The organism is Dysgonomonas gadei ATCC BAA-286, from assembly GCF_000213555.1.
GTDB classification, from domain to species: domain Bacteria; phylum Bacteroidota; class Bacteroidia; order Bacteroidales; family Dysgonomonadaceae; genus Dysgonomonas; species Dysgonomonas gadei.
On the sequence record NZ_GL891983.1, the window covers coordinates 249,447 to 275,813 of the forward strand.

At 40.1% G+C, this 26,367-nt stretch carries 17 protein-coding genes; 5 read left to right on the plus strand and 12 right to left on the minus strand.

Translation table 11 applies throughout. The features are described from left to right. Positions 1–10: 10 nt before the first annotated feature. The 12 genes from HMPREF9455_RS11150 to HMPREF9455_RS11205 form a co-directional block, all read right to left on the minus strand. Positions 11–3,109: a SusC/RagA family TonB-linked outer membrane protein gene (locus tag HMPREF9455_RS11150; RefSeq protein ID WP_006799797.1), complete on the minus strand. Its 3,099-nt coding sequence runs from the start codon at positions 3,107–3,109 to the stop codon at positions 11–13. Positions 3,110–3,650: 541 nt separating this feature from the next. Then, positions 3,651–6,362, minus strand: coding sequence for a hypothetical protein (locus HMPREF9455_RS11155; RefSeq protein WP_006799798.1), 2,712 nt, complete (start codon positions 6,360–6,362; stop codon positions 3,651–3,653). Next, complete coding sequence (locus HMPREF9455_RS11160) at positions 6,355–7,656, minus strand: amidohydrolase (protein WP_044216010.1); 1,302 nt, start codon at positions 7,654–7,656, stop codon at positions 6,355–6,357. The genes HMPREF9455_RS11155 and HMPREF9455_RS11160 overlap by 8 nt, the downstream gene beginning before the upstream one ends. Positions 7,657–7,662: 6 nt before the next feature. Further along, positions 7,663–8,883 (minus strand): Nramp family divalent metal transporter, encoded by a 1,221-nt coding sequence (locus HMPREF9455_RS11165; RefSeq protein WP_006799800.1) that lies wholly within the window; start codon positions 8,881–8,883, stop codon positions 7,663–7,665. 14 nt (positions 8,884–8,897) lie between these two features. Continuing rightward, a complete protein-coding gene (locus tag HMPREF9455_RS11170) occupies positions 8,898–9,965 on the minus strand; it encodes a dihydrodipicolinate synthase family protein (RefSeq protein WP_006799801.1) in 1,068 nt (355 codons plus the stop codon). A 599-nt stretch (positions 9,966–10,564) separates the two neighbouring features. After that, positions 10,565–11,593: an NAD-dependent epimerase/dehydratase family protein gene (locus HMPREF9455_RS11175; protein WP_006799803.1), complete on the minus strand. Its 1,029-nt coding sequence runs from the start codon at positions 11,591–11,593 to the stop codon at positions 10,565–10,567. Positions 11,594–11,612: 19 nt separating this feature from the next. Next, positions 11,613–12,806 carry a glycoside hydrolase family protein gene (locus HMPREF9455_RS11180; RefSeq protein WP_006799804.1) on the minus strand — a complete coding sequence of 398 codons (1,194 nt, stop codon included), beginning with the start codon at positions 12,804–12,806 and terminating at the stop codon, positions 11,613–11,615. Beyond that, positions 12,806–13,069: a hypothetical protein gene (locus tag HMPREF9455_RS11185; RefSeq protein WP_006799805.1), complete on the minus strand. Its 264-nt coding sequence runs from the start codon at positions 13,067–13,069 to the stop codon at positions 12,806–12,808. The genes HMPREF9455_RS11180 and HMPREF9455_RS11185 overlap by 1 nt, the downstream gene beginning before the upstream one ends. 11 nt (positions 13,070–13,080) lie before the next feature. Next, positions 13,081–14,385, minus strand: coding sequence for a Gfo/Idh/MocA family protein (locus tag HMPREF9455_RS11190; protein ID WP_006799806.1), 1,305 nt, complete (start codon positions 14,383–14,385; stop codon positions 13,081–13,083). A gap of 39 nt (positions 14,386–14,424) precedes the next feature. Continuing rightward, a complete protein-coding gene (locus HMPREF9455_RS11195; protein ID WP_006799807.1) occupies positions 14,425–15,828 on the minus strand; it encodes a putative oxidoreductase C-terminal domain-containing protein in 1,404 nt (467 codons plus the stop codon). Positions 15,829–15,840: 12 nt separating this feature from the next. Further along, the gene (locus HMPREF9455_RS11200; RefSeq protein ID WP_006799808.1) at positions 15,841–17,169 is read right to left on the minus strand and encodes a sugar MFS transporter; all 1,329 of its coding nucleotides are present in this window, start codon (positions 17,167–17,169) and stop codon (positions 15,841–15,843) included. A gap of 60 nt (positions 17,170–17,229) precedes the next feature. Continuing rightward, complete coding sequence (locus HMPREF9455_RS11205; RefSeq protein WP_006799809.1) at positions 17,230–18,570, minus strand: Gfo/Idh/MocA family protein; 1,341 nt, start codon at positions 18,568–18,570, stop codon at positions 17,230–17,232. Between the two features lie 817 nt (positions 18,571–19,387). Here HMPREF9455_RS11205 and HMPREF9455_RS11210 point away from each other — a divergent pair. From HMPREF9455_RS11210 to HMPREF9455_RS11230, 5 genes are all read left to right on the plus strand, one after another. Beyond that, positions 19,388–20,542, plus strand: coding sequence for a XylR family transcriptional regulator (locus HMPREF9455_RS11210; RefSeq protein WP_006799811.1), 1,155 nt, complete (start codon positions 19,388–19,390; stop codon positions 20,540–20,542). Between the two features lie 692 nt (positions 20,543–21,234). Beyond that, the gene (nagA, locus tag HMPREF9455_RS11215; RefSeq protein WP_006799812.1) at positions 21,235–22,440 is read left to right on the plus strand and encodes an N-acetylglucosamine-6-phosphate deacetylase; all 1,206 of its coding nucleotides are present in this window, start codon (positions 21,235–21,237) and stop codon (positions 22,438–22,440) included. Further along, positions 22,437–23,195, plus strand: coding sequence for a glucosamine-6-phosphate deaminase (locus HMPREF9455_RS11220; protein ID WP_006799813.1), 759 nt, complete (start codon positions 22,437–22,439; stop codon positions 23,193–23,195). The genes nagA and HMPREF9455_RS11220 overlap by 4 nt, the downstream gene beginning before the upstream one ends. 57 nt (positions 23,196–23,252) lie before the next feature. Continuing rightward, a complete protein-coding gene (locus tag HMPREF9455_RS11225; RefSeq protein WP_006799814.1) occupies positions 23,253–24,263 on the plus strand; it encodes a Gfo/Idh/MocA family protein in 1,011 nt (336 codons plus the stop codon). A 312-nt stretch (positions 24,264–24,575) separates the two neighbouring features. Then, positions 24,576–26,195, plus strand: a complete 1,620-nt coding sequence (locus HMPREF9455_RS11230; protein ID WP_006799815.1) for a DUF6377 domain-containing protein — start codon at positions 24,576–24,578, stop codon at positions 26,193–26,195. The last annotated feature ends 172 nt before the right edge of the window (positions 26,196–26,367 follow it).

Here is a 26,367-nt window from a genome sequence, read left to right on the forward strand (position 1 = left end):
TCTCTTTTATTTAAAATGTTACATTTAAACCAATAACCCATTGCTTCATCAGAGGGTATGCCATACTTGGATTCTCCGGATTGTAGCCATCAAAACTCGTAAATGTGAAGTAATTTTCGAGGTTTGTATATACTCTCAATCTTTCAACCATAAACTTAGAGGTTAAATTTTTAGGCAAAGTGTATCCCAGCTGTATCGATTTTATTCTGAAATAGGATGTATTGTATAGCCAGTAATCACTATTCACTGTATTCAGAGCAGATCCTGATGTGCGTACACGTGGATATTTAGTCGAAGGATTATCTTCTGTCCAGCGGTTCAGTATTTCGGCTCTTTGCAGGAATCCTTCATTTATATTGAACGTATTAAATCCGTCATTCCCCCAGTAACCTTTAACTCCGCCTACTCCTTGCCCTACTACATTGATATCAATACCTTTATAAGCCGCACTGATATTAATTCCATAGGTTATTTTAGGTAGTGAGGAATAATCCTTAACTACACGGTCTTTATCATCGAATATTTTATCTCCGTTCGTATCTTTATATAGCATATCTCCAGGGCTAGGTTTTCCACCCACATAAGTAGCGAATGTATATCCATCGGCTATTAACTGATCTATCTCCTCCTGACTCTGTAGAATCCTATCGAACTCAAGTACATAAAAACTTTGATATGGACTGCCTTCCTGTGTTATAATCGCTCCGCTGATTGACTTATCCCCGTTATATTTAGTTACTTCATTACTGATAGTAGACAAGTTTCCGCTGACACTATAAGTAAAGTCTCTACCTACATTTCCATGATAAGTCGCCTGGAATTCCATTCCCTTATTCGACATCTCTGCTATATTTTGCCAAGGCGGAGTGAAATTGCCAAATACGAGAGGTATCGGAATTGTTGTCAATAGGTCGGTTGTCTTTTTATTATAATACTCAGCGCTCAGAGACAACCTGTTCTTCAACAGAACCAGATCCAGACCGATATTAGTCATAGTGGTTGTTTCCCATTTGATCTTACTATTTGCCAAATCTTTAGGAGCTACACCTTGCTGTAAAGTTCCACCGAACGGGTAAAGAAGAGAACCATATACCACCTGGTAACCATAATCGCCAATCCTGTTGTTTCCGAGTTTTCCCCATGAACCTCTTATCTTCACATCATCGAAAATATTCTTTAATGGTTGGGCAAAAGACTCCTCGGTTACTCTCCAGCCTCCGGAGAAAGAAGGGAAGAATCCCCATCTGTTATCTTTGTGAAACCGTGAAGAACCATCGTACCGGGCATTTGCTTCAAACAGATATTTGCCTTTATAGTCGTAGTTGATACGTCCGAAATACGACCGGAGTGCATCATCTGTTCCGTTCCCTGTGATTGCTTCATTCTCAACACCTGCGTCCATGATATAAATAGCATCATCACCCAGTATATCACCCTTTCTTGCATCGAACTTATCCATGCGGTTGTACTGCTGGTCAAAACCAAGCATTACGGCAAAATTGTGTTCTTTATTCAAAGAATAATTAAAGCGCAAGAGTGAATTCAATATAGTTGTATAATCTCTGCGTGTACCATTAAAAAGCTTATCTATATTAGAACTTGCCTGATATTCATAACCAGTCTGGAAATTCCATAGCGAATATGGCCTTGTATATTCCCAATTATTCCTATTATCGTAATTGAAGCCAAAGCTATTTTCCCATTCCAGATATTTCAGGAACTTTATTTTCGCGTAAGCTTTTAATCCCAGCTTTTGTCTTTCATAATTACCCCTTATGTTATCTATGTATGCTCTGGGATTCCCTACACGCGGAAAGTTTTCAAACATTGTTCCACCATAACGTCCATCTTCATATTGAGGAATAACTCCGGGTGTAGTATTTCTGATATTATCATAAAAGCTGGTTACATTGATAGGATCCCTGTCAGACCAGGAACCATAAACATTCCCCCCCATATCGAGCCAGTTTGTAACCTTCGAATCGACATTAATACGGAAAGAGTACTTTTTATAACCTGAGTTATCAATGATACCTTTATTGTCAAGATATCCGAGAGACATGGAGAAATTGGTATTTTTACCCCCTCCTCTTACCGTCAGATTATGTTCTGTCACCACAGAGGTATTCAACATTTCATCATACCAGTCGGTATTCGGATAAAGAGGATTGCCTGCTGCCGACTCCGTTCTCCATTTTTCGATAAGGCTAACCGGATATTTTTCACGGCCTTCCGATTCGTTGACTAACTCCATATGAGTTGCCATATCATTAATAAAATCAACTGTCTTTGCTGCTTTTTGCCACCCTACATAACCACTGTAAGTAACATTCACCTTACCTTCACTTCCCCTCTTTGTGGTTACTAATATTACACCGTTAGCTGCCCTGGAACCGTAGATAGCCGAAGATGCAGCATCTTTCAGTACTGATACACTCTCTACATCGTTCGGATTAATGTCGTTCAATGCTCCCGGAACTCCATCGATAATAACCAATGGCGAAGCATCGTTCATAGTGCCTCTACCTCTCACCAATATATTAACATCCTCTGCGCCGGGCGTTCCCGATAACTGAGAAATATTCAATCCTGCGCTCAGTCCTGTCAATGCTGAAGAAAGACTCATTGTAGGACGACTCGACAAGGCTTCGTCAAACTTAACTGCCGATACGGCGCCGGTAAGATTCTGTTTTTTCATTGTACCATAGCCGACAACGATCACATCATCAATCACATGTGAGTTTTCTATCAGTTCAATGTCATAGTCATTACTTGATCCAACAGTAATTTCCTTCGAATGGTAACCAAGATATGTGACCACTATTACTGAACCGGAATTTACAGTTAACGAAAATTTTCCGTCAGTGTCAGTCATTGTGGCATTGGTTGTACCTTTTACGGTAACGCTCGCTCCTATAAGCGGCTCTCCCTGCACGTCCTTAACAATACCTTGTATTTTTTTCTGTTGTGCCGAAGCGGGTGGTAACTCTTGTGTTTTACTACCATTTTCCACTCCATCATGAGTATATGCATATGCAGTAATATTGGACAGCCCCAACATCACAGAGCAAATAAATGCCCATAAAATAAGTTTCTTTCGGTTTTTCATTTTATAAGGTTTTTCAATTATACGTTGGTTTTTCAAACTAGAATGACATCTTTTACAGTCAATAATTCTGTATTATCTAAGGATGCCATCATTCTCAAACATCTTTCTTATTTCATAATTATCAGAGTTTATAGTAACATTTTATTTACTATTAAATACGAATGTCAATTTAATGATGGATGAAAAAGCAGTATATCATACATCTATCTTTCAATATTGATATTCATATTTTGACGAGTTTAATTCATGAAAATCATGATTTCTTCAAGAACTACAGCTAGACCTACATATCCCTTTGCACTATAAACAAAAATATCTATTCTTTCATTTTCATCATGTCACATTCGAGTTAAAGAATCCTCATATTACGTCATTCTGAATTTATGCTTGAATCTGCATTAGGGATATCAGGACAAGCTATTCAATGATCGCAAAACTGTACAGGAATATAAGAGCGCCGAGTCCATGTCACGCCTGACATACAATACATTAAGGGGATATTTGCTAAGATTGCTGATTGTATAATAAAGAAATTATGATTCTATTTAGTGAGTTCGTATTTTCGTCCCGGAGCAATATAATATTCACCTTTTCCTCCTTTGAAGAAAATTGTATTTTTTCCCGGTTCAACCTTAAAGTTCAGGTCTATATTTTTTCCTGTATCACAAACATGCCAGAAACCGGGATTTAAATCAGCAACCAGAATTTGGAACTCAACATCCTGATTTACAATCAAAGTAAATGGGTTCTGTATCTGCCTGTAATCTGCACTCATACACACTATCCGGTCTTGTAGAGTGAGAATATATCTATTGTCTTCTTCATTGAAGTCTACAGGTAATGGTTCTGTATCATCTGCCGCCATTTGAAGAACTGTGAGAAAGCGGCTATTTCTTTTATTCTCTCTGGGATATACCACAACCTGATAACCTTCCGTTTCAGGCAAAGCCGACTTTATCTGATACTGCGGGCCTAATACACTTGAAGAATCTTTCAGGCTTGATATTTCTATTTTCCGTTCTTCCGGTAATGGAAGCAACATATCCATATGAGTCTTGCCTGTAAGACCGTTTATGCTATTGTGTAATATGGCGCCCGTTCCCGAATAATCAGGCTTATTGAGTGTATTGATTTTCCAATATTTTTCGAAACTATCCTTCGATGTGGTCAGGTCGTCAGCCACTATAATAGCGGCCGGAATATCCTCTCTATCCAGATTCAGGAAGCAGAAACTACGGGTATAATTGCTTACTTTGCTATAATAGGCAGCAGTAAGGTCTGCTTTGAAATAACTGTATGACGGTTTTTGAGCATTGGCTTCAAAGTCTGTAGAAAGCACAGTTCCATAATCGAACCACGGGTCTGTTTTCGTTTCGTGGGGAGTTCTCGGCGTCCTTTGGTTGAAACGGCTTCCTCCATCATTAATTGTTGTCCTGTGTTCCAGCTTTTCGTCAGGGTCTTTAACCAACATCATACTGTGAGCCACCGACCTTTTATAGAAATTAAAGTCATAAGGTGTACCATAAGCCCTGTAAATACCAAGGTCTGATACCTGCTGTCCGCGATAATATATCTGAAAAGATCCGGCATTGGCATGCTGATGATTACCAAAATGATATCCACCACCCCTTATCTCAGCAACGACATCATTGCTTTCTTTACCCATATCCCATCCCGTACGGGCAATCATACTTCCCAAAACAGGTCCAAAATCTATTGTCAGAGGGAGTGACTCCAAACTTGGATTCGCTTTTAGATCCGGATTGTTTACCAAAAGAAAAAGAACAGGATTATCTTTAGCTCTGGATAGTCCTCCACGGCGTTCAAATTCTCCTTTTGTTACAGGATCGTTTGCATAAGCATAGTCCAGTAATAATGTCTCCGGATAAGACACATGAGTCTTTGAGAACTTATCTCCGTCGGAAAGCCTGTTTCCGTTTGGTAACTGCATATACACCCAGTATTTTCTAAGATCGGAAATATTATCATCGAATATACGGATTCCCGTCATCCGGTAAAACATCCATGCCGCATGCATTTCCCATCCATGCCTGTATGCTCCATAGTCAAATCCTTGATTGTGACGGGGCGACTGATATTCGAATGCCCGCATCGGAATAACCTTTTCAAGCATCAGATAAGATGTATATTTATAGGGTTCCGGATTCTTGTCATATATAGCTATGCTCATTGCCAGTAAATCCCTGTTAACCTGGGCTTCACTGGCATGCCCGTTTACAATGTTTTCTTTAAAGGGAGGCCATCCGATTTCCATTTCGGGGGCAAGCCGCATCATATTCTCATAGAGGGCTTGCTTATCTTTCTCATTCAGCAAGTCGTAGCACCAATCATATGTAAGCGCTGCCGTATAGATAGATTTACCTATCTCCCTGGTGATATCACCATATCTTACATTTCCATACTCAAGGACTGATAAGTAATCGGTCATCAGGCGCACCACTTCATTGCCAACAGTATGGTCACCGGTCATGAGATAATAAAATGCTTTGATAATTGCTACGTCTTCCAGTTCATTATTATGGAATATTTCTTTCCGTATATCAAACTCAAAATAGAACGGTTTTTTAGCTACCTTCTCCACTTCCTTCCATATAGCAAGGTTCTCACCTTTGGTCAATCGTTCTCTGACTTCGGACAAGTTATCTTTGTTAACCCATAGTCGAGGATGACTTGCAGGAGGTGTTATCGTTGGTATGTAAGTTACTGTCTCGGCAGGAACCTCTTCCGGAATATAAGATTCTATCCTGATCGCTTCGAAAAAGATTTTTTCCGGAAGCCATATTCTCAATTCCTGCCCTGGTTTGAGATTGAATGTTCCCAGATCATGGCCTGAATATTGATGAAGGTTAGATGCAATTCTTCTCGTTATGCGCTGATCGTCTATTTTAAGTTTAACCAGTCGTGTTTCAACTTTCATCCCCGGCTTAATTTCTTCATCTCTGACCACATCAGCAAAGATTCTGTATTTTCCTGCTCCGGGAACATTTATATTATATGTAATATCCGGTTCCGATTCGGTGTCATTACTTACCCTCTCGCCTACTCCGTCTTTCAATGTCACATATTTCGTTTTCGGAGAAGTTGATTTATAGCTTGTTTTTGTAGTCTTATTATTAACCTTTGCTATATCTACAGGCAAGGTGATATTATAACTCTGCGCAGATACGCTTGCACCTGATATTAATAATATCAGGAAGACAATAAAATGTAATATGTATTTCCTATTATTCATTGTTTATGTCTTTATCCATCAGTTGAAGATATTCTTCTTTACTCAGTTCGGGTTTGTAACTCTCTAATATTGTAGACAATGTATCGTTAGTCAGTAAATCAATAATTGTATTAGCAGCTATCTTTGCCGGGAGTGTTATAGCAGCATTATAGTCGACCACTTCAAAATCAGGAGAATGCAAGCCTCCCTTTATGCCTCCCATCATCGGCTGAATAACCGGTATAATATGGGATAAATCACCGAGATCGGTCGAAGCCATAAAGTGTCCTTTATTATAAATCTTATCCTCGGGCAGGAAGTTTCGAACATTGCTTACAAAAATTTCATTCAAGGAATGGTTACAGATAAGAGGCATATATCCGGCAGATGTGGAGACCGACATTTTGGCGTTGAAGTTTTCCCCTGCGGAAAGGAACGCCTTATCGAATTTTGAGGAAAGTTCCTTTATCGACCGGATGGAAGCCGAACGTACATATCCCTGAAGGGCTGTATCGGAAGGAACACTGTTTACATTGTCCCCGCCTTTGGTGATAATATAATGTATGCGGCTATGATCTTCGTCACGGAAAGTATCGCGTAAAGCAGTGATATTGTTTATCCCCTGAATAAGTGCATGCAGCGCATTTATCCCTTCATGGGGTGCAGCAGCGGCATGGGCTGTTTTTCCTTTGCAATGAACATCTTTCAGTTCGAATCCGTTGCCTGTCCTGTATATATGTATCGATGCTTCTTCACTGTTTGGTTGGGCATGAAGCATTATAGCGGCATCTATATCATCGAATAGTCCGAGACGGATAAACTCCTGTTTTCCACTCAGGTATTTTATTTTATTCTCTTTCCGGAGTTGCCGCCTGTATTCCAGCTGGATATACTCCTCGGCAGGAATAGCCATAAATGCAATATTCCCATCCAGGTGTCCGGCTATACCGGCTTCCTTCATTGCTTTAGCTATAAGCATCAGAATACCCAATTGCAAATTATGCCCGCAGGTATGGGTTGCCCCGTCGGCAGGCGATGCTTTAGGGCTATCTTTACAGATGATGCCATCCAGTTCTCCGATGAATGCAACGGTATATTTGTTTTTTCCGGATTTTAATGAAGTTTTCAACCCCGTTAAAGCCAATCCATCTTCTACTTCATAAGAGCATCCGCGAAGGTAATCCGCTACGACTTTGGAGGTTCGATGTTCCTGAAAGCCCAGTTCGGGATGCTGTTCTATATCTTTTACCAGCCCGATAACCTCAGCTGCATTCCGGTCTATTGCCTTTTCAACGGCTGCCTTCATCTTTTCCATAATTACTTAGTTTTGAATTAAAGCAATAAGTTGATTTACAGAAATAAATATCGCCCATGCCGTAGCAATGGCCAGAACGATGTTCAGAATATGGGAGTTCCGGTATTCCCCTACCACTTTCTTGTTATTAGACAGAAACAGAATTGCTACAGCCACGATCGGCGCACCGAATATTGTCATAGATTGCGCAAAAACAATCAGCTGAATAGGGTTGGAACCAAATATGATCGCGATTACTGTGCCCAAAACCAATATACCGGAAGCAAATACTTTTACCCAGCGGTCATTTATAGATTTACCCAGATGCAACGCTTCACACAGGAACATTCCACCCAATGCCGCATTGGAAACGTATGACGAAAAAGATGTGGTAAACAATCCTATAAGGAAAAGCCACTTACCGAAAGAGCCCAGAAAAGGTTCCAATTGCAGTGCCATATCAACGGCATTTTTTATAGTTAAGCCCTTAGGGTGCATAATCGCTGCCGAAGTAATAATTATGATAGCTCCTAAAGCGCTCAGGATGAGAATACCGAAAGTAGCATCCCTCAATCCTTTCTTAAGATCTTCGGCTTTCCATTTTTTCCCCTGCACCATATATGCTTGCCCGGCGGCTCCGGCAACACTAAACGAGGTAGAGGCAACCGCTATCCATAAGGCTTTATCCGATGGTGACGGAATAGACGGGATAAGTCCTGTTAAAAGACTTCCCCCGTCAATATCTATGAAGAAAAGGTTTCCTACGAAAGCGACTATCATTATCATCACCAGAAATATCATTGTCTTTTCCAGTAATGAATAAAAGTTGTTGGAAGTCCATATAAAAACAAGGGTGACAATCAGGAATATAACTGTCCATAGAGGAAGGCTTCCGCCAAAAAGTTCGCTCAGGGATATGCCAAGTCCGATTGTATTGCCTGTCTGGAATCCCGAGCAACTGAAACAAACGCTGAACCCAACAAGTATTGCCACTATGCGACCATAATTATTTTCGATATTAGTCAACAACGAAACGGGAGATACACATCCCATCTTGGCTGCAACTCTTGTCATACTGATCATAAACAAGCTGGAAACAGCAATCACCCATAACATGGTATAACCGGTAAGTGCACCGGCATTACTGCAAACAGTAATAGTACCCGGACCTAAAACCAGTGCTGCCGTTATGAGTCCGGGGCCGAACGATGATAACAGTTGCTGAAAAAAAGGAATTTTTATCTTCATATCATTATCGCCGTTTACATTAACCACTTATTAAGATTCATCCGGATAAATTCATCGTCATTCAGATGCGGATAGGATCTGTAAACTCTGGATATTTCATCTTTTTGCCCATCCGACAATACCTCTTCAGTATTCAGACATAAGACATTGGTCATAAGCCCCTGCCTGAACAAGACTTCGTGTAAGCCGGGAATACAACCGGCAAACTTATTCATGGAGTCGAAAAATGCCGCGTTCGAATCCGTTACCTGTATGGCCCGTGTTAATAATTCGGCGGGTATGTCTTTTCCGGAAGCGATAATTGTATGGATTTCGTCCAGAAGCTCAACGGCTTTTTTCGTCCATACACACCAATGCCCGAGTAATCCGCCTTTTATTCTCATGCACCTGGTACCTTTCGCCGTTTCAATTCTGTATTCTGTAAGCAGATCTATAATGATATTATCGTCATTACCTGTGTATAGGGTTATGTCATCCTCTTTTCCGGATTCGCAAATCGCCCTGACTACGTCGAAAGTCTTGTATCGATCAAAAGGAGCTGCTTTTATCCCAAGTACATTCGGAATAGAAGCAAACTCCTTCCAAAACTCAAAAGGTAACACGATTCCACCCACCGAAGTTTGCATATAGAAACCTATAATGGGCATTATTTGGGCAATTCTTCGACAATGTTTAATAAGATCATCAAGGCAGTTATCTTTCAGTGCGGAAAGACTTACCAACGCCGCATGATAACCTGCCGACACAGCAAAGGATGCTTCGCCGACGGCCTGTTCGGTTTTTCCGCAGACACCTGCTATTTTCAGTATTTTTTTATTCTGTAAGCCAGACCAAGAGTCTATTTCTTTGGATACAAGAGTCAGCAGGCTTTCATACATTCCGTGTTCTCGAATCTCGAATTGTGTGGAATGAACTCCGATAGCTATTCCACCCACCCCGCAATCGATATAATAACGGACAAGTGCTTTCTGATACCGTTCATCCAATTTACGGTCTTTGGTCAAGGCCAGAGGAGTGGCGGGAATAACGGTTCCTTTTCGAAATGTATTCAGTAAGTCTATATCGATATCTGTGATTTTCATAGATGAGTGTTTTAGTTATGTTTCTTATTTTAAAGTTCTATTATTTTAAACAACTTGCGCTACGCGCAATCGAAGATTGCTTGTGTTCCTTTTGGCCAAATCCCCAAAAGGAACCAAAAATACTTTAGCGCCCCGCTTCAAAGGCCGACCCGTAACGGACAAAAAGACGAAACGGAAAAACTCGCTGGAAAGATTGTATAACCCGAATTAGTGGATAAGCTCAGACACGTTTCCGTTTTTTCGTCTTTTAGCCCTACGGGTACCCCGTCCATGAAGCTAACGGCGCTGGCTGACGCGTATTTTATTTGCCTACTAGGGCATCAGCGGACGCGCATTAGTTCCGCAGGCGGGGCACCCACACGGAGCAGACGGCGTGGAAAGGGACGGGGCGATAGCCCGTTTGTCACTTTCAGCCGGCAAAACGGTTGTGGGTCGCCGAGGAACGAAGCGCTAGCTTTTTGCTTACTTTTGGGCAATGCCAAAAGTAAGGACAAGCCCGGTAGGGCGCGGCAGCAATAAACTGAAGCATCCAAGTTTAAATTAAGATAGTAGCTATGTATAAAATAATAGAACATAAAAACATATCATTAGTTACTTAATCAAAATTTACCGTCACCTACTTCAAAATGAGTGGGTATATCGATATCTTTTCCACCCTGCATAATCCATTCTGCCTGCATGCGGATAAGTTCTTTCGCTGTTACAGAAGGTTTGCCAAAGAGCCTGAACGATTTTGCGGCATCATTCAGATACGACCTGTCATTTTCGGTACATTTGATTATGGCTTTCTTGCCCATTATGCTTGCCATCTCCTCTGCAACTTCTGCCACAGAAAGTATTTCAGGGCCTGTTATATTTAAATAATTTGCAGGAGACGAACATTCACTCAAAGCAAGCAATGTATAGTTATTTACATCCCCTTGCCATGATATATTGAAATAAGCACAATCTGTTACTACCGGCTCATCATTCCATATCTTCTTTGCGATATCGCATAAGACACCATACCGTAGGTCAGTAGAATAATTCAGACGCAAAAGCAATACCGGCGTTTTTTCTGTAAGGGAATAATATTCGAATATGCGTTCACGTCCCAGACAAGACTGGGCATATTCCCCTACCGGATCGGGGCGGTCAGTCTCTACAGACCCGCCTGTATCTTTAGATACTAATGAATAGACACAACCTGTGGAGAAGACGACTATCTTCGAATCTTTGTAATGCCCGGCACACACGGCAGGCATTAGTACATTCATGGCCCATGTGTATGGTTCAGAACCCTGTGTTCCGAATTTCCGTCCGGCCATAAATATTACATTTTCCGTTTTTGGCAACGACTTCACCTGTTCCCTGTCATTCAGGTCGCAGGCAATGGTTTCAATACCATGTTCTTCGAGTAATAATCTGCCCTCATCTGATGAAAATCGGGAAACAGCATACACTTTCTTATCTACATTGGCCATCTCTATCGCTCTTTTTGCCATAAGGGACAAGGATAATCCGATCTTTCCGTTTGCTCCCAATATAGAAATATCACCGGAAAGACCTTTGATAAAGTCAATAAGCTGGCCTGACGGTTGAGAAACTAAGTCGTTTAACTCCCGTTCATTTTGCGGTGTGTTTATCATAAATTCGTCAGTTTTTGGTCTACTTCTTTACCATATTCGTTATTCTTACATTCACATTCTCCGGGTCAGTCTGGACATCTTTTCCTCCGGGTTTGAGCTGCGTGATCTTATTAAAATGCGAATTATGAACGGGAGCGAGAAACTCCAGTGCTATATCCGCTTTATAAGAAAGAATGTCGTTCATATAGATATTGTACATATTCCCCGGCTTGAAGCCTTGTCCATATTGTCCGTTCCCGTAAATACGCATGACTTTTCGCTTACCGCCTTTGGGTCCATCGCTGATATTGGAACAATAAATATTATATATCTTCGGCTGCGAAGGGAGAAGAATCATTACATGGTGTATACCTGACGTTTCAATATTGCGGCAGGTAATATCATGTATATCTCCGCCATAGGAATAATCGGAATATCTGACAGGCAAGAGAGGAAATACATATTTGTTATTGCTCCATCTCGATTCGTCGAAGGCTGCCAGAATAATGGAGTCGTCGGATGTTTCTCCTGTAATGTTCTCAATCAGTATATCAGACCCTCCTTGTATTATACTGATTCCGTCCCCGTTTTTTACAGTGGTATGCAACTCGAGATTGCTGACATGGCCATTCTTGCATCCGTTGGTCAGTACAATGCCCCAGCTATGGGTCTTCTGCACTTTCAGTCCGGATATTTCAAAACCATCTACAAAAGAAAACAAGATTGTGAAATTTCTCCAGCCCCAGTAGTCACCCAGCCATTTTTCTTTGATGCCTGTTTTGGGATTGACTCCTTCATAGAAATTCTCAGCACCTTCGATTACAGCCCCGTTCTTACCTACAATCCTGATATTTTTAGCAGGTAATAATTGTTTTGCGTAGCTATTCGGGTTCTGCTCATCTATATCGAGATTGCCGGAGCGGATGATATTATCGAAAATCTGGTCGGCCAGTTTAATTTTACATCCGTCAACTATCATCGTGGTATTGGATGGCAGGGCGATAGCTTCCGTGATAAGATAAACTGTATTATCTTTGAATAAAATAGTGCCGCCATCACACTCTTTCAGAAAGCCAAGTGCATTAGAAATCTTTTCGGATATATTCTTTCCTTCAAAATCTTCCGGTTTGACTACAATGGGTTTGTCGTCATTTTCAAGATTCTTTGATTCCCGTGCAAATACAATACCCGGGTGAAAGGAAAAAATCAGAAACGCAAACAATATCAGTCTCATTATTCAGTCGTTCTATTAGTTGATTTCTTACGGATTAAACTACGGATCAGCCAGTATAACAACCGGAAAAACAGGATTAAGAAATAGAAACCTATACTCAGACTCAGCACCCATAACAATTGTGTATATAGTTCTTTCCACTCCGTATCAAAAACAATAATGGAATATACATTCAATAAGAAAGCAAATGCAAAGCAGGCTCCCCATATGATTAACTCTGTCCGTTGCCTTTTCGCTGTTATTTTTATTTTAATATCTTTCATATCAGTGTCTATTATAAGTAAGGTATTTCGTATTCTTTAGGGAACTCTATTACAGAACGCTCTTCCATAGCTTTATTTCCCAACAGTGCCAAAACGGATGCATAATATGCTTCTTCGACAAGCATCGGCATCGATTCTCCGGTGATAACGGAAGTACAATAAGCCGAAACGAGAGCCAGTGAGCCGTCATCCACAGCAGCACCCGTTGTATTAGAGCCGTCATGTGTCTGAATATTGTCTAAAATTGGTTCGCCCACTGCCTTAGATGCAGTTTCAGGCACCCAGCTGGGACCGGCAAACGGTATACTGTCGAATACCTTATGTTCTATCTGATTTATCAGTTGCTGTATTCCCGGAGCCGGTTTTGGATTTTCCATATATAACAGTCCCTGAGCAAGCTCGAGTGTACCCTTATGACCGAGTACCTGCTCATCCATTCCGTAATGCTTATTCGAGATAATAGATTCGAATGTCATACGCAAGCCGTTGGAATAATGGTAAATAACGCTTACACTGTCGTAAACTTCGCGACCGTCTTTCCAGAAAAGAATATCACCGAAGCCTGTAATGTAATCAGGCAGGGATTTATTTACCCAAGTACCCATCTGTAGCTGATGTGATGCAAGTTCAGTCATCAAGCCCCCGGAAGACTCCCTGTACAAACGCCAGTTTATCTGTTTTTCCAACGATGGTTCAGGTACAGGCCTGCGCCAGTCGTTATTCCGGTACCAAAAATTGCGAAGCCCTACGATCTCACCGATTGTTCCGTTTTGTATCAGTTCCAGAGCTTTCAGGTATTTAGGGTCAAACAAGCGTTGCAAGCCAATATACAATACTTTGCCGCTCTCTTTATAGACCTCATACATCTCTTTACACTGTTCGATAGTTCTTGCCATCGATTTTTCGCAAAATACATGCTTTCCGGCTTTAAGTCCGGCTATAGAAATAGGCGCATGCTGATGAAGCGGGGTAGAGATAAGGATACCATCGACGTCGGGCGCATTAATCGCGTCGTTGTAATCTTTATACTGCTTGGCCTTTGGGCATAATTTTGCCGCATTATCCAGATGAGGCTGGTAAATGTCGCATATGGCCACGATTTCAGCATGAGGAATCTGTAACAGATGATTGATGTGATACATTCCCCTCGAGCCTGTACCGATAATTGCGAGCCGCGCTTTAGATCCGGCTACATCCTTCTCTTTTTTCTGGGCATATGCATGCAGTAAAGGTAAAGAAGATAACAGAAGTCCTCCCCCTCCTACTACACCCATATTCTTCAGGAAATCTCTGCGAGATAAATTTTGTGTTTTCATCGTCTATATTGTTTTTTTAATATCATCTCTTTAATTGCCTCAATGCGTTGAATCTTTTTCTTTAGCAAGTTCGAGGGCGGTAGTTGTTATATAATATTTTACCAGCATATTGGGTACTTCCCAATCAGGCATTTCTCGGGTAATCAGAAAGTTGAAGTACTTCTCCGCTACTTTCGAAAAATGTGCTTCATGCCCGTCGTCCATACTCGGTGATATTTCTATCTCCAACATGCCGTCATATGCTTCTTTGAGCGATACGGGATAAATATTCTTCAGGTCATTGATTGCTCTTTCAATATTCTTCCTGAAATCGTTATCGGTAGCTTCTGTTCCCTTTTTGATATAAAGCCTGGATTTATAATCTTGCTCTTTTCCCTGTAATACTAACAGTACCGCTTTGGTCCCGTTAATAATTGTCTTATGTGTATCTCCGGCACCTTCAGATGCCTGATAATCCCATACTACTTTTATACCGACATTCACTCCCTTTACCTGATAGCTGATTGTACCATTGGCATTGACGTATAATACGGAGTCTTTTACATATTTATTCAAATAATCCGGGAATTGCTCGGCCTTTGTAGAACGACGGAATTGTTCTAAAGTGACCGGTGTTGCCCAATGGCTGGCATCCGTTACTTTTACATCTTTCTTATAATCCAGCGCAACCTCAGGAAAACATTTCCAGTTGACTATATCTATCAGATGCGTGGTTACATCCACAATCCCTTCGCCCTGTTGTTCCACATCGTAATACCATGCAGGACGGGTAAGAGGATTTCCCGATACTATTTTATAGAAATGATGTATACTTTCCATCTCTACAGCAGGATTCTCGGGCGTACCTTTGGTAATATTGCCAAAGAGTTCTTTATCCTGCATAAGCACCCGGTTCAGGATATTGATAAAATTATAGCGTTCGGTCATGATATCGTACAAAAGTACATCATTCTTTGCAGAAAGTGTAAATGCTTCTTTCAATTGTTCGAAAGAAGTTTTATCTATTGCCATCGGTTTGTCGGCAAGGACATTTAATCCTGCACCGACAGAGCGCAGGATATAATCAGTCTTTAGCTGATTGTTTCCTGCCAGCACCACAACATTCCCGCTCTTATCGGAGAGCATTTTTTCAAAGAAATCATCCCCTGTATATACTTTAAGGTTCCAATATGTCGGATTATTCTCGCGAGTGTTATATGAATTAATCATATCCACATAATTGTTCAGCTCGGGCCCGTTCGGAGCATATACCTGTACATTGTAGTTGAGTTGCGTCAACATCGTTTTTTGCAACAAAGCCGCATGGAAGTGTGCAGGAGCTACTGTGATCAAGTGGACTTCTCCTTCCGAACCGTTAAATTTCTTACTTTTCGATTGCATATTACAAGCTGTCATTAGAATCAGAACCGGAAGAAAACAGAATATATATTTTAAGTATTTCATATCAAATGTGGCTTAATTTTTTGGTTTCAATGACCATGATTGAATCTTATGTCCGTATACAGCAAAAAATATCAGGTATATGTAGCATGGGATCAATACCCAATAAGCATGTTGCAAATTCCAGATGTCGGCAAAACTTCCGTAAACTATCGGCATAATAGCATTTCCACTCAGCCCCATGATCATCAGTGAAGACCCTATCTTTGTAAAGCGGCCTAATCCTTTTATCGACAGTGGCCATATACCAGCATAGATAAGGGCATTAGGTAATCCCAGCGCACATAAAAACCAAATGGAAAGGGTGCTGTCATGGCCGAGAATAACCACTTCCTTACTTACCAGAATGATGGCGAAAGACAATAACAAACCGAGTGTGCAGCATACCTGCAACGCCCTCGTCTGAGAGACATATTTTGGGATCAATACAATTCCTATCATATAACCGATTATGGTCGCCGTCAAAGTATAGGAAGGGAAAGCTTTGGCCTCCAAGAGATTCATCCCCATTGAACCCGCATAACTGATAATGGTATCGATGGCTATAATCTGTGTCCCTACATGAACGAACAAAGCAAATGCACCCAGAATGAGATATGGAAACTGAAAGATGGAAGTCCTCTTGTGAGTACAACTCTCCTCTTCTTTATTATTTTCTTCAGGATCGATTTCGGGCAATACGGAATAACGTACAAATACTCCAAAGAGAAACAACAATACGGATAAGATAGCATAAGGCTTTATCACCCTGCGGATAAGGTCATCGAGCATCATATTCTTGGAGGCTTCGTCCAATGTACCGGATTCCAGTAGGGTAAACAGGCTGCTGTCTGTTACCTTGAGTACCACGGCTGCAAAAATGAGAGGGGAAACTATACCCGCAAATTTGTTGAATATACCCATCATACTTATTCTCTTGGCTGCGCTCTCGATAGGCCCTACAATCGTTATATACGGATTGGCCGCCGACTGGAGTATAGTCAGCCCGGCACCTATTACAAACAATCCGGCGAGGAATATTCCATATGTGCGGGTCAGAGCAGCAGGGATAAATAATGCCGCCCCCACAGCCATACAGAAAAAGCCATACATTATCCCCCGTTTGTAACCCACTTTATTTAATATATGGGCGGATGGGATAGACAGGCAGAAATAGGCTATATAAAAGGCAAAAGCCACGAAGTACGATTCGAAGTGAGTCAGCTCACATGCAATCTTAAAGTATGGGATAAGGATCGCATTAACCCATGAGACCAAACCGAAGATAAAGAACATCGCACCTACAATAACTATTGCAATGGTTGTATTACGTTTGTTTAATTGTTGATTGTTTATTTGGCTCATGGGTGTTTATGTATTTCAAAATTTCAGGATTTAAAGATTTAAAGATTGGAAAATACTCATTTACAACTTCATTTCCCAACCTGGCTGATAATCGCGGCTCCAGTATTTCATCGCGTCAGTATCATGCATGATGCGTCCGTTCGCGGAATCTATGTTCAACTGACGTCCTACGCGTTGAGCAATGTTACCGACCTGCATCAGCAATGTACTTTTATGTCCTGAAACTATGTCGGAATTCAGTTTTTCTCCTTTTCTGATACCATCAAAGAAATTGTTTATATGCAGTGCGTCTAGGCTTTCGGCTGGATTCATCAGGTTGCGCGGATCTATCTCAATCTTGCTGTATTGCTGTTTTACTACTTTATTATCCATATCGAAAACTCTGTAACCATCGCTTCCGGTAATCAGCATACTACCCTTGTCCCCGTAGAACATAGAGCCTACGCTGCTACCTTCGATGGTTCTTCCATTACAGCTACGGCCTTCCCAAGTCATGGATTTGCTTTTGCCGAACTCCATATTTATCACCTGAGTATCCGGAGTCTCCCAATCGTCTTTGAAGAAATAACGGCCTCCCGCCGAGTTCACCATTGTAGGATATTCCAGTTCCATACCCCAACGCAATATGTCGACCATATGCGTGCCGTTATTCATGGATTCGGCTGTTCCCCAGCGCCAGAACCAGTGCCAGTTGTAATGTACTATATTATCTTTATAAGCAACACGTGGCGCAGGTCCCTGCCACAGATCCCAGTCGAGCCCTTCGGGTACGGCAACTTCTTTTCCTGTACCTATCGAAGTGCGATTGTTGGTATACCATGCTTTCCCGAAGTGTACATTACCGATAATGCCTTCTTTAATGGCTTGTATACCTTCCTGTACATTTGGCCAGGAGCGTCTCTGGTTACCCATTTGCAGCACCCTGTTATATTTTGCCACGCCGTTGATAAGTATTTCACCTTCTTCGGGGCAATAGCTACATGGTTTTTCCAGATATATGTCTTTGCCTGCCTGCATCGCCATCAAAGCCGCGGGAGCATGCCAGTGGTCGGGTGTAGCGATAATAACCGCATCAACATCCTTCGATTCCAGCACTTTTCGCAAATCCTTCTCTCCTTTCGGTCTGAATCCCTGAATCTTAGCTACAGCATCGGAACATTTGGCGATAGCACGGCTATCTACGTCACATATATAGGTTATCTCACAACCTTTTTGTTTCGCAAAGTTTGCAGCTAAAGCCCCACCCCGCGAATTAACTCCAATTGCGGCAACACGTATTTTGTCGTTTGCCCCGTTGATATTGGAATAACTTTTCGCACTTAAACCGTTTAAAACTCCCCCGAATGAAAGGGCTGATGTGCTCACAATTGCTTTTTTTATGAAATCACGTCGTGTACTCATGATAATGTGTTTTATAGAGGTTAAATTTGATCCTTAGTTACCTAAATACAAAGAAACTCTTATTTGATCCAAAACCGAACTCAAATGACGCCTTAGTATGCTCAAAAAACGTCAACATCAGCCTGTAGCACTCCAAGGCCTTTATTATCCATACATTATCAGATATACTGATCATTACGGATACCGTTTTTCGCATTAAAGACAAATAATATTAAATTTAACGGTAAATATAGCGATTGTCTTCACAAACTCACAACATACTGTATTACAATATATTTAACTATAAATTTATTGATACATATAAATAGTCGAGAGCGTTATTTTTTCGTATTTTGAATTTTATGTTAATAATCTATTAATAGCATGATATCAATATCAAGGAGGTCTCAGACCTATTTATTACTTTTTATCTGCAACAGCAAAAGCCGGTTATGATTAAAAAATGTTGCATCAAATACTTTCTATTACTTATTAATTTCATTTACAAATTATTTTTATCTTTAGCCACTGAATATTTCCGGCCTGATATAAAAAAAATATGTGGAGCCGTTATACTTCTTCAAGTCTAAAACTCCATATTATATTTATAATATAATTTCGTATTTGCTATTATAGTTTAAATATCAGGTTGAGGTATATAAATAACTTTACTTAGCTTTCTGATTGGAAATATAAAAATTAAATTTGAATATTCGGGCGATTAAACAATGTTTAGATTATTTTTAAGATTTGAAACCAGCTTAAATTTTATCTGTTCTATTGTACAATTACCTTATCGGCCTTAAATAAAAAAGTTTTAAACTAAACCTATCTAACTATGCTAAAGATACTTGTATTGACAGATTTTTCGAGTGGCTACAGCCGCCGGCTGTTGGAGGGTATTATTCGTTATTCGAGAGAAGCAGGTCCATGGTCATTCCTGCGAATGCCTCTGTATTATCAAATGATGTATGGAGAAGCCGGCGTTGCGGACTTTGCAAAGAAATGGAAGGCAAATGCTATAATAGCACAATTGCGGGACGTTAATCTCGAGTTATTCGAAACCCTGGATATTCCTATTATCGTACAAAACTACCGCGACAGGAATAAATCCATTTCGAATCTGACAGGAGACTACTACGAAACGGGTGTTATGGCGGCAGACTTCTTTCTGGCAAAAGGCTATCGTAATTTTGCATATTATGGATATCCCAATGCGATCTGGTCCCGTGAGAGAGGATTAGGATATAAGGACAGGATTGAAAAAGCCGGATACAAATGCAAAATACTGGAAAACAAAAACCCCGACAATAAAGAATGGCTTTACAACACAGAATATATGGGAAAGTGGCTTCAGGCACTACCTAAGCCTACTGCACTTTTCGCCTGCGATGATTATTACGCACTGCAAATATCGGAAACCTGTAATATATATAATATCAATATACCTGACGAAGTAGCCATCCTTGGTGTAGACAACGATACATTATTATGTAACTTATCCACTCCCACTCTATCGTCTATAGTACTCGACGTAGAAAACGGCGGCTATCAGGCGGCCAGGCTACTCGACAAATATATCAAAGGAGAGATAAACGAAGCCTTCAATATAGTAGTCAAACCCCTGTATATAGAAAACAGGTCGTCGACAGATAAATATGCTGTTTCGGACGAACATATAAGGACAATACTGGATTATATCAGTGAAAATTACAGCAACAAAATATCTGTGAATGATATAGTCGACATTGTTCCTTTATCGAGAAGGGTGCTTGAGAAAAAATTTAAAGCCTTAGTGGGTACATCTATATACCAATGTGTACTGGATCATCGTATCAATCATTTTATCAAACTACTGTTAACCACCGACGAACATTTACCGGATGCTGCTATACAAGCCGGATTCGATGATTTCAAAAATGTATCGCGGATATTCCGGAAGTATAAATCCATATCGCCTGCGGAATACAGGAAATTGTATAAGAAGCAGTAAGAACTGATCTTCTCCGACAAACACGTTAAGACGTAAAAGTAGTTTTCAATTATTTGCGTATGGAATTTTTTAGGTAAAAACGGTTGTTACTTTTTCTGAAACATTTATCTATATAACACAGATAACAAGCGTGTTATTGGACAACAGGTTGTAATGTAAAGAAATAGTGAAAAGGTGTTACTTTTGTTACCTTTTAACAAGTAATAAGTTTTGAGCAATGAGTAATGAGTTGAAAGAACTATATTTCTGTATACTGTAAAGTCTCTTGTGTAATAGCTTAGACTAACGACTAATAGCTATCAGCTAAAAGCTGAAACATGTGTTACCTTTGTTACTTTTTATTTAAACACAGAGTAAAAGGAGTAACACGGAGTTTTTTATAAACAGGATACCCTGCTCTTCTCAACATGACAAGCTAAATATTAATTTTTCATTCTTAATTATTAATTGTTTTCTCTGTTACCTTTGTTACCTTTTTGAGTTGATAATGGCTGATGATACGCATTGGCAAACCCTTCTCTTTAACTGAATGCTGTTAAGTATAAAAGGTCAGGATTTCATGTTCCTACTGAAACTTTGACGTCTTATGAGAACAGTCATTCGCATTACAAACCATATTCTGAAAATATAAAAGCTTAATTTTGAGCTATCGTTTAATCAGTCCTAACCGATTACTAAAATCAAAACCTGAAATGAGAACTATAATAGAAAATGCTGCTTTAATCCTGCCTGAAGGGATACTAAAAAACGGCTTTGTCGTATGCACCGACAACATTATATCGCAGATAGGGGAAGGTCTTTTTGGCAAATACAACGATTCTGATATAGTAATCGATGCTAAAGGAAACTATGTTTCTCCGGGATTTATAGATATGCATACACATGGTGCAGGGGGACATGATTTCATGGACAATACGGTGGAGGCATATCTGGGATCGGCCCGTACGCATGCACGTTATGGAACAACAAGCCTTGTTCCTACTACACTGACCAGTACTACAGAAGAATTGCTGGATACATTTGCTGTATACGAACAGGCAAAAGAGCAAAATACAGATGGTGCCGACTTACTGGGATTGCATCTCGAAGGGCCTTATTTTGCCTACAATCAACGGGGCGCTCAAGATCCTAAATACCTGCGAAATCCGGAGCCGGAAGAATATAACCTGATATTAGCCCACGGAGAGAAACACATCATCCGCTGGAGTATGGCGCCTGAACTGGATGGCGCTTTAGAATTGGGACGATTATTACATTCGAAAGGTATTCTGGCCTCACTCGGGCATACAGACGCACTTTACGAAGAGGTTATCGAGGCATATAAAAACGGTTTCACTCATGTTACCCACCTCTATTCCTGTATGTCCACGATCACCCGACGCAACGCCTACCGCTATGCAGGAGCCGTCGAAGCCACTTATATGATAGATGATATGAGTGTGGAAATTATTGCAGACGGAATACACCTGCCTAAGGCATTGCTCCAGTATGTATGTAAATTTAAGTCCATCGATAATATTGTATTATGTACCGATTCTATGAGAGCTGCAGGCATGCCTGACGGGGAATATATATTAGGCAGCAAGGACAAAGGACAGGCGGTAATCGTTGAAGACGGTGTGGCTAAACTGCCCGACCGCAGCGCTTTTGCCGGGAGTGTAGCTACTGCCGACCGGCTCGTGCGCACAATGATAGAAGTTGCCGGTATTTCTTTATTCGATGCAATAAAGATGATAACACGTAACCCGGCACGTATCCTCAGTGTGGATAAGACGAAAGGTTCCCTTGAACCGGGTAAGGACGCCGACATTATTATTTTCGATTCCAATATCTCGATACAAACAACAATCGTAAAAGGTAAAGTAATTTATACACAAAACAATAATCTTAAATCATGATCTTTAAAAAGAACAAGTTGACGGTAAAGATATATACCACAACTAAGGAAATGTCAGTCAATGCTGCGTTGGATGTTTCTACGCAAATAAAAGAGCTTCTCAGCCGGAGTGAACATATCAATATGATTTTTGCGGCAGCTCCTTCTCAGTCTGAATTTCTAAAAGAACTGGTTAGCTATAAAGATATAGATTGGGGTAGAATCAATGCTTTTCATCTCGATGAGTATATTAATTTGAGTGACGATGCACCACAAAGGTTTGGCAATTTCCTCAAAAAAGAGATATTCGGACTATTACCGTTCCGCAATATTTACTATCTTGACGGAAATAAACCGGCTGACGAGGAATGCATACGCTATACGGCCTTGCTGGAGAATTATCCGCCTGATATCGTATGTCTGGGCATAGGTGAAAACGGACATATCGCATTCAATGATCCTCATGTTGCAGACTTCAATGATACAGAGACTGTAAAAGCCGTTACTCTGGACGAAATGTGCAGGCAGCAGCAGGTAAACGACAAGTGCTTTGTCAGAATAGAAGATGTGCCGAAACAAGCATTGACATTGACTATACCCGCCTTGCTGTCAGCACGGTATCTGTACTGCATAGTTCCGTTCAAATCCAAATCGCAGGCTGTTTATAATATGATAAACGGAGATATTTCGGAGGCTTGTCCGGCATCTATACTAAGAACTGAGGATGATGTTATCCTATATCTCGATAAGGATAGCGCCTCTTTATTAGTTCAGTGAGGACAGCCAAAATAATAAATAGGTCTCAGACCTTAACCTTATAATAATTATCGCCATATGAAACCAAGAATTATAGTAATATCAATCATCTTTCTGTTTATATCAGCAGGATTGTATTCCCAGGATGTAATAAAACTGGGAATTATAGGACTGGATACATCACACTCCCCGGCATTTATCAAACTGTTGAATGATAAAAATGCAGCTGAACAGTACAAAGGATTCAAGATTGTAGCAGCTTATCCTTACGGTTCGAAAACAATAGAGAGCAGTGCAAAACGCATACCCGGCTATATTGAAGAGGCTGAGAATCACGAAGTAAAGATAACGTCTTCAATTGCCGAAATGCTCAAACAGGTAGACTGTGTACTTCTCGAAACCAATGATGGCAATCTGCATTTAGAGCAGGCCCTCGAAGTATTCAAAGCGGGTAAACCTGTGTTTATAGATAAGCCGGTCGCGGCCAATCTGGCTGAAGCAATTGCAATATTCAAACTGGCAAAGAAGTATAATGTACCTGTATTTTCTTCTTCAGCCCTCCGGTATTCTCCCGTAAATCAGGAAATACGCAAAGGTAATCACGGAAAGGTAATTGGAGCGGACTGCTATTCCCCCGATGCATACGAGCCGAGTCACGCCGATTTCACGTGGTACGGCATTCATGGTGTGGAAACGTTATACACTGTTATGGGAACCGGATGTATAGAAGTCAGCCGTTTATCTACAAAGGATTTCAGTGTAGTTACAGGTGTATGGGCAGATGGCAGGATAGGAACATTCCGTAGTATTCGTACAGGTCATAATTACTTTGGAGGTACGGTTTTCTGTAGTACAAAGGTAGTACAGGCCGATGGCTATAAAGGTTATGGAGTTTTACTCGACCAAATCCTGCAATTCTTTAAGACGAAAGAAGTACCTATCGACCCTGAAGAAACAATCGAGATATTCACATTCATGGAAGCATCGAACGAAAGTAAACGGCAGAACGGGGCTCCGGTACTGATGGAAAGTATTCTGGAAAAAGGGAAACTCGACGCGGAACGCATTTTGAAAAATATAAAAGACTGATATACTTCATCTATTGCAAAGAGGTGTAAGTTATTTAATGAGTAGTTACAGTGGCTAGTCCTATTAACCTTTAAAAGTTATTTAGGACTAGTCTATTTTCGTTTATTATCGATCATTCTACATAACAATAGAAAATTAAGAAAATATCTTACTGATGTCAAATGAATAAATACTACTTTTATGAATTACTGGAATCTAAACAATTATTTGTATAAGATTACACTTTGCATTTACTCACATCAATTTTATCATACTGGTAGCTGAAGAGCCGGAATAGATGAATTTGCATTGACTGACTATAAATTATAGAACATGAGACATCCCTTTCTAATGTTATTTTTCTTCTTTTCCTTTTTATCTATGTCCGGAGCAAAAAGCCAGTTGGATTCTCTTCTCTATGAACTGGATCTGACTATAAAAAACCGGCCCCAATACAATATGATAAAAGAATTGAGGATAGATAGCCTTAAAACAAAGCTGACTCAGACTTCCGATGCAGAAGAGTCTCATAATATTTATCACCGTCTTTACAGAGAGTACAGAAATTACAATATGGATTCGGCTCTTTTTATGGCAACTAAAAAGCATGACATAGCCCTGAGCATCGGAAATATACAATATCAGTATACGGCAAGTATGAATATCGCGGAGATTCTTGGTATAATGGGTATGTATAAAGAGGCTTTTAATATTGCAGATAAAATAAACAGAAATGGATTGGATAAGGATCAACTGCCTTATTATTACCATTTTTATCATTCTACCTATTCTTTATTATTCGAAAATTCATTAGCACAAAATGAAAAGAATCATTACGAACATTTAGTTAGCCAATATAAAGATTCCCTTTTGCAGGTAAACTACCCTAAATCGATAGGATACCTTCTTGTAGAAAATGGTAAACTAGTCGAATTAGGACGATACGATGAGGCCTTGTCACTAATGACAAGATGCTATAAGGAAAACAAAAACAATGAATCAATAGTTGGATCATTGGCATATGGACTGTCCGACATCTATGAAAAATTAGGAAATACCGAACAGCAAAAAAAATATCTGATAATTTCAGCGACTTCAGATCTCAGGAGGGCAGTAAAAAGCTATATTTCCTTACGGAAACTTGCCGTAATCTTGTATAAAGAAGGTGATCTGGACAGGGCATATTCATATATTAAATGTTCGATGGAAGATGCCACTTTCAGTAAAGCCCGTTTCAGAACATTAGAAATATCCGAAACATTACCGATCATAGTAGCTGCATACGACAAGAAAGTAACTCAGGAAAAAAGCAATTTAAAGAAGTATCTCGTCCTTATCTCCATATTATCGGCTGTACTTATCATTTCCCTGATATACATATACAAACAGCTTACCAGGCTATCTCAAGCCCGAAAGCGTATAAAAGATATGTATGAAGAGGTAAAACAAATGAATACAGAGCTTAACGGCCTCAACAAAAAACTTTCCGAATCCAATCTGGTCAAAGAAGAATATATTGGTTATGTTTTCAATTTGTGTTCCAGTTACATTGACAAAATGGAAACTTATCGTATCAATGTAAACAGGAAATTAAAAACAGGAAAAATAGATGATGCATTAAAGACAACCAGCTCAACATCATTAGTATCAGATGAATTAAAAGAGTTCTTCAGAAATTTCGATATAATCTTCTTAAACCTATATCCGGATTTTGTTGATGAATTCAATGCCCTACTGAAGGAGGATGAGCATATCACCCCTAAAAGTGATGATATACTGACTCCCGAACTCAGGGTATTTGCACTCATTAGACTAGGGATAAACGATAGTAGTAAAATTGCAAGCTTTCTTCATTATTCCCCTCAAACTGTATATAACTACAAATTGAAAATACATAATAAACTCGCTGTGTCAAAAGATGATTTTGCTAATTTAATCCAACAAATAGGCTAATAGAATCTCCTTTAAGCTACACTCTTATCTACTTTTTTTCTTTCACAAAACAACCATAAAGGCCTGAATTAAAGCAAACTAAAATTTACACAAATCTACTCTACATATCTCCTTACATATAAAATATGGATTGATGGATAATAGCTTTGTTTTTGTAAACTCAGCTAAAAAA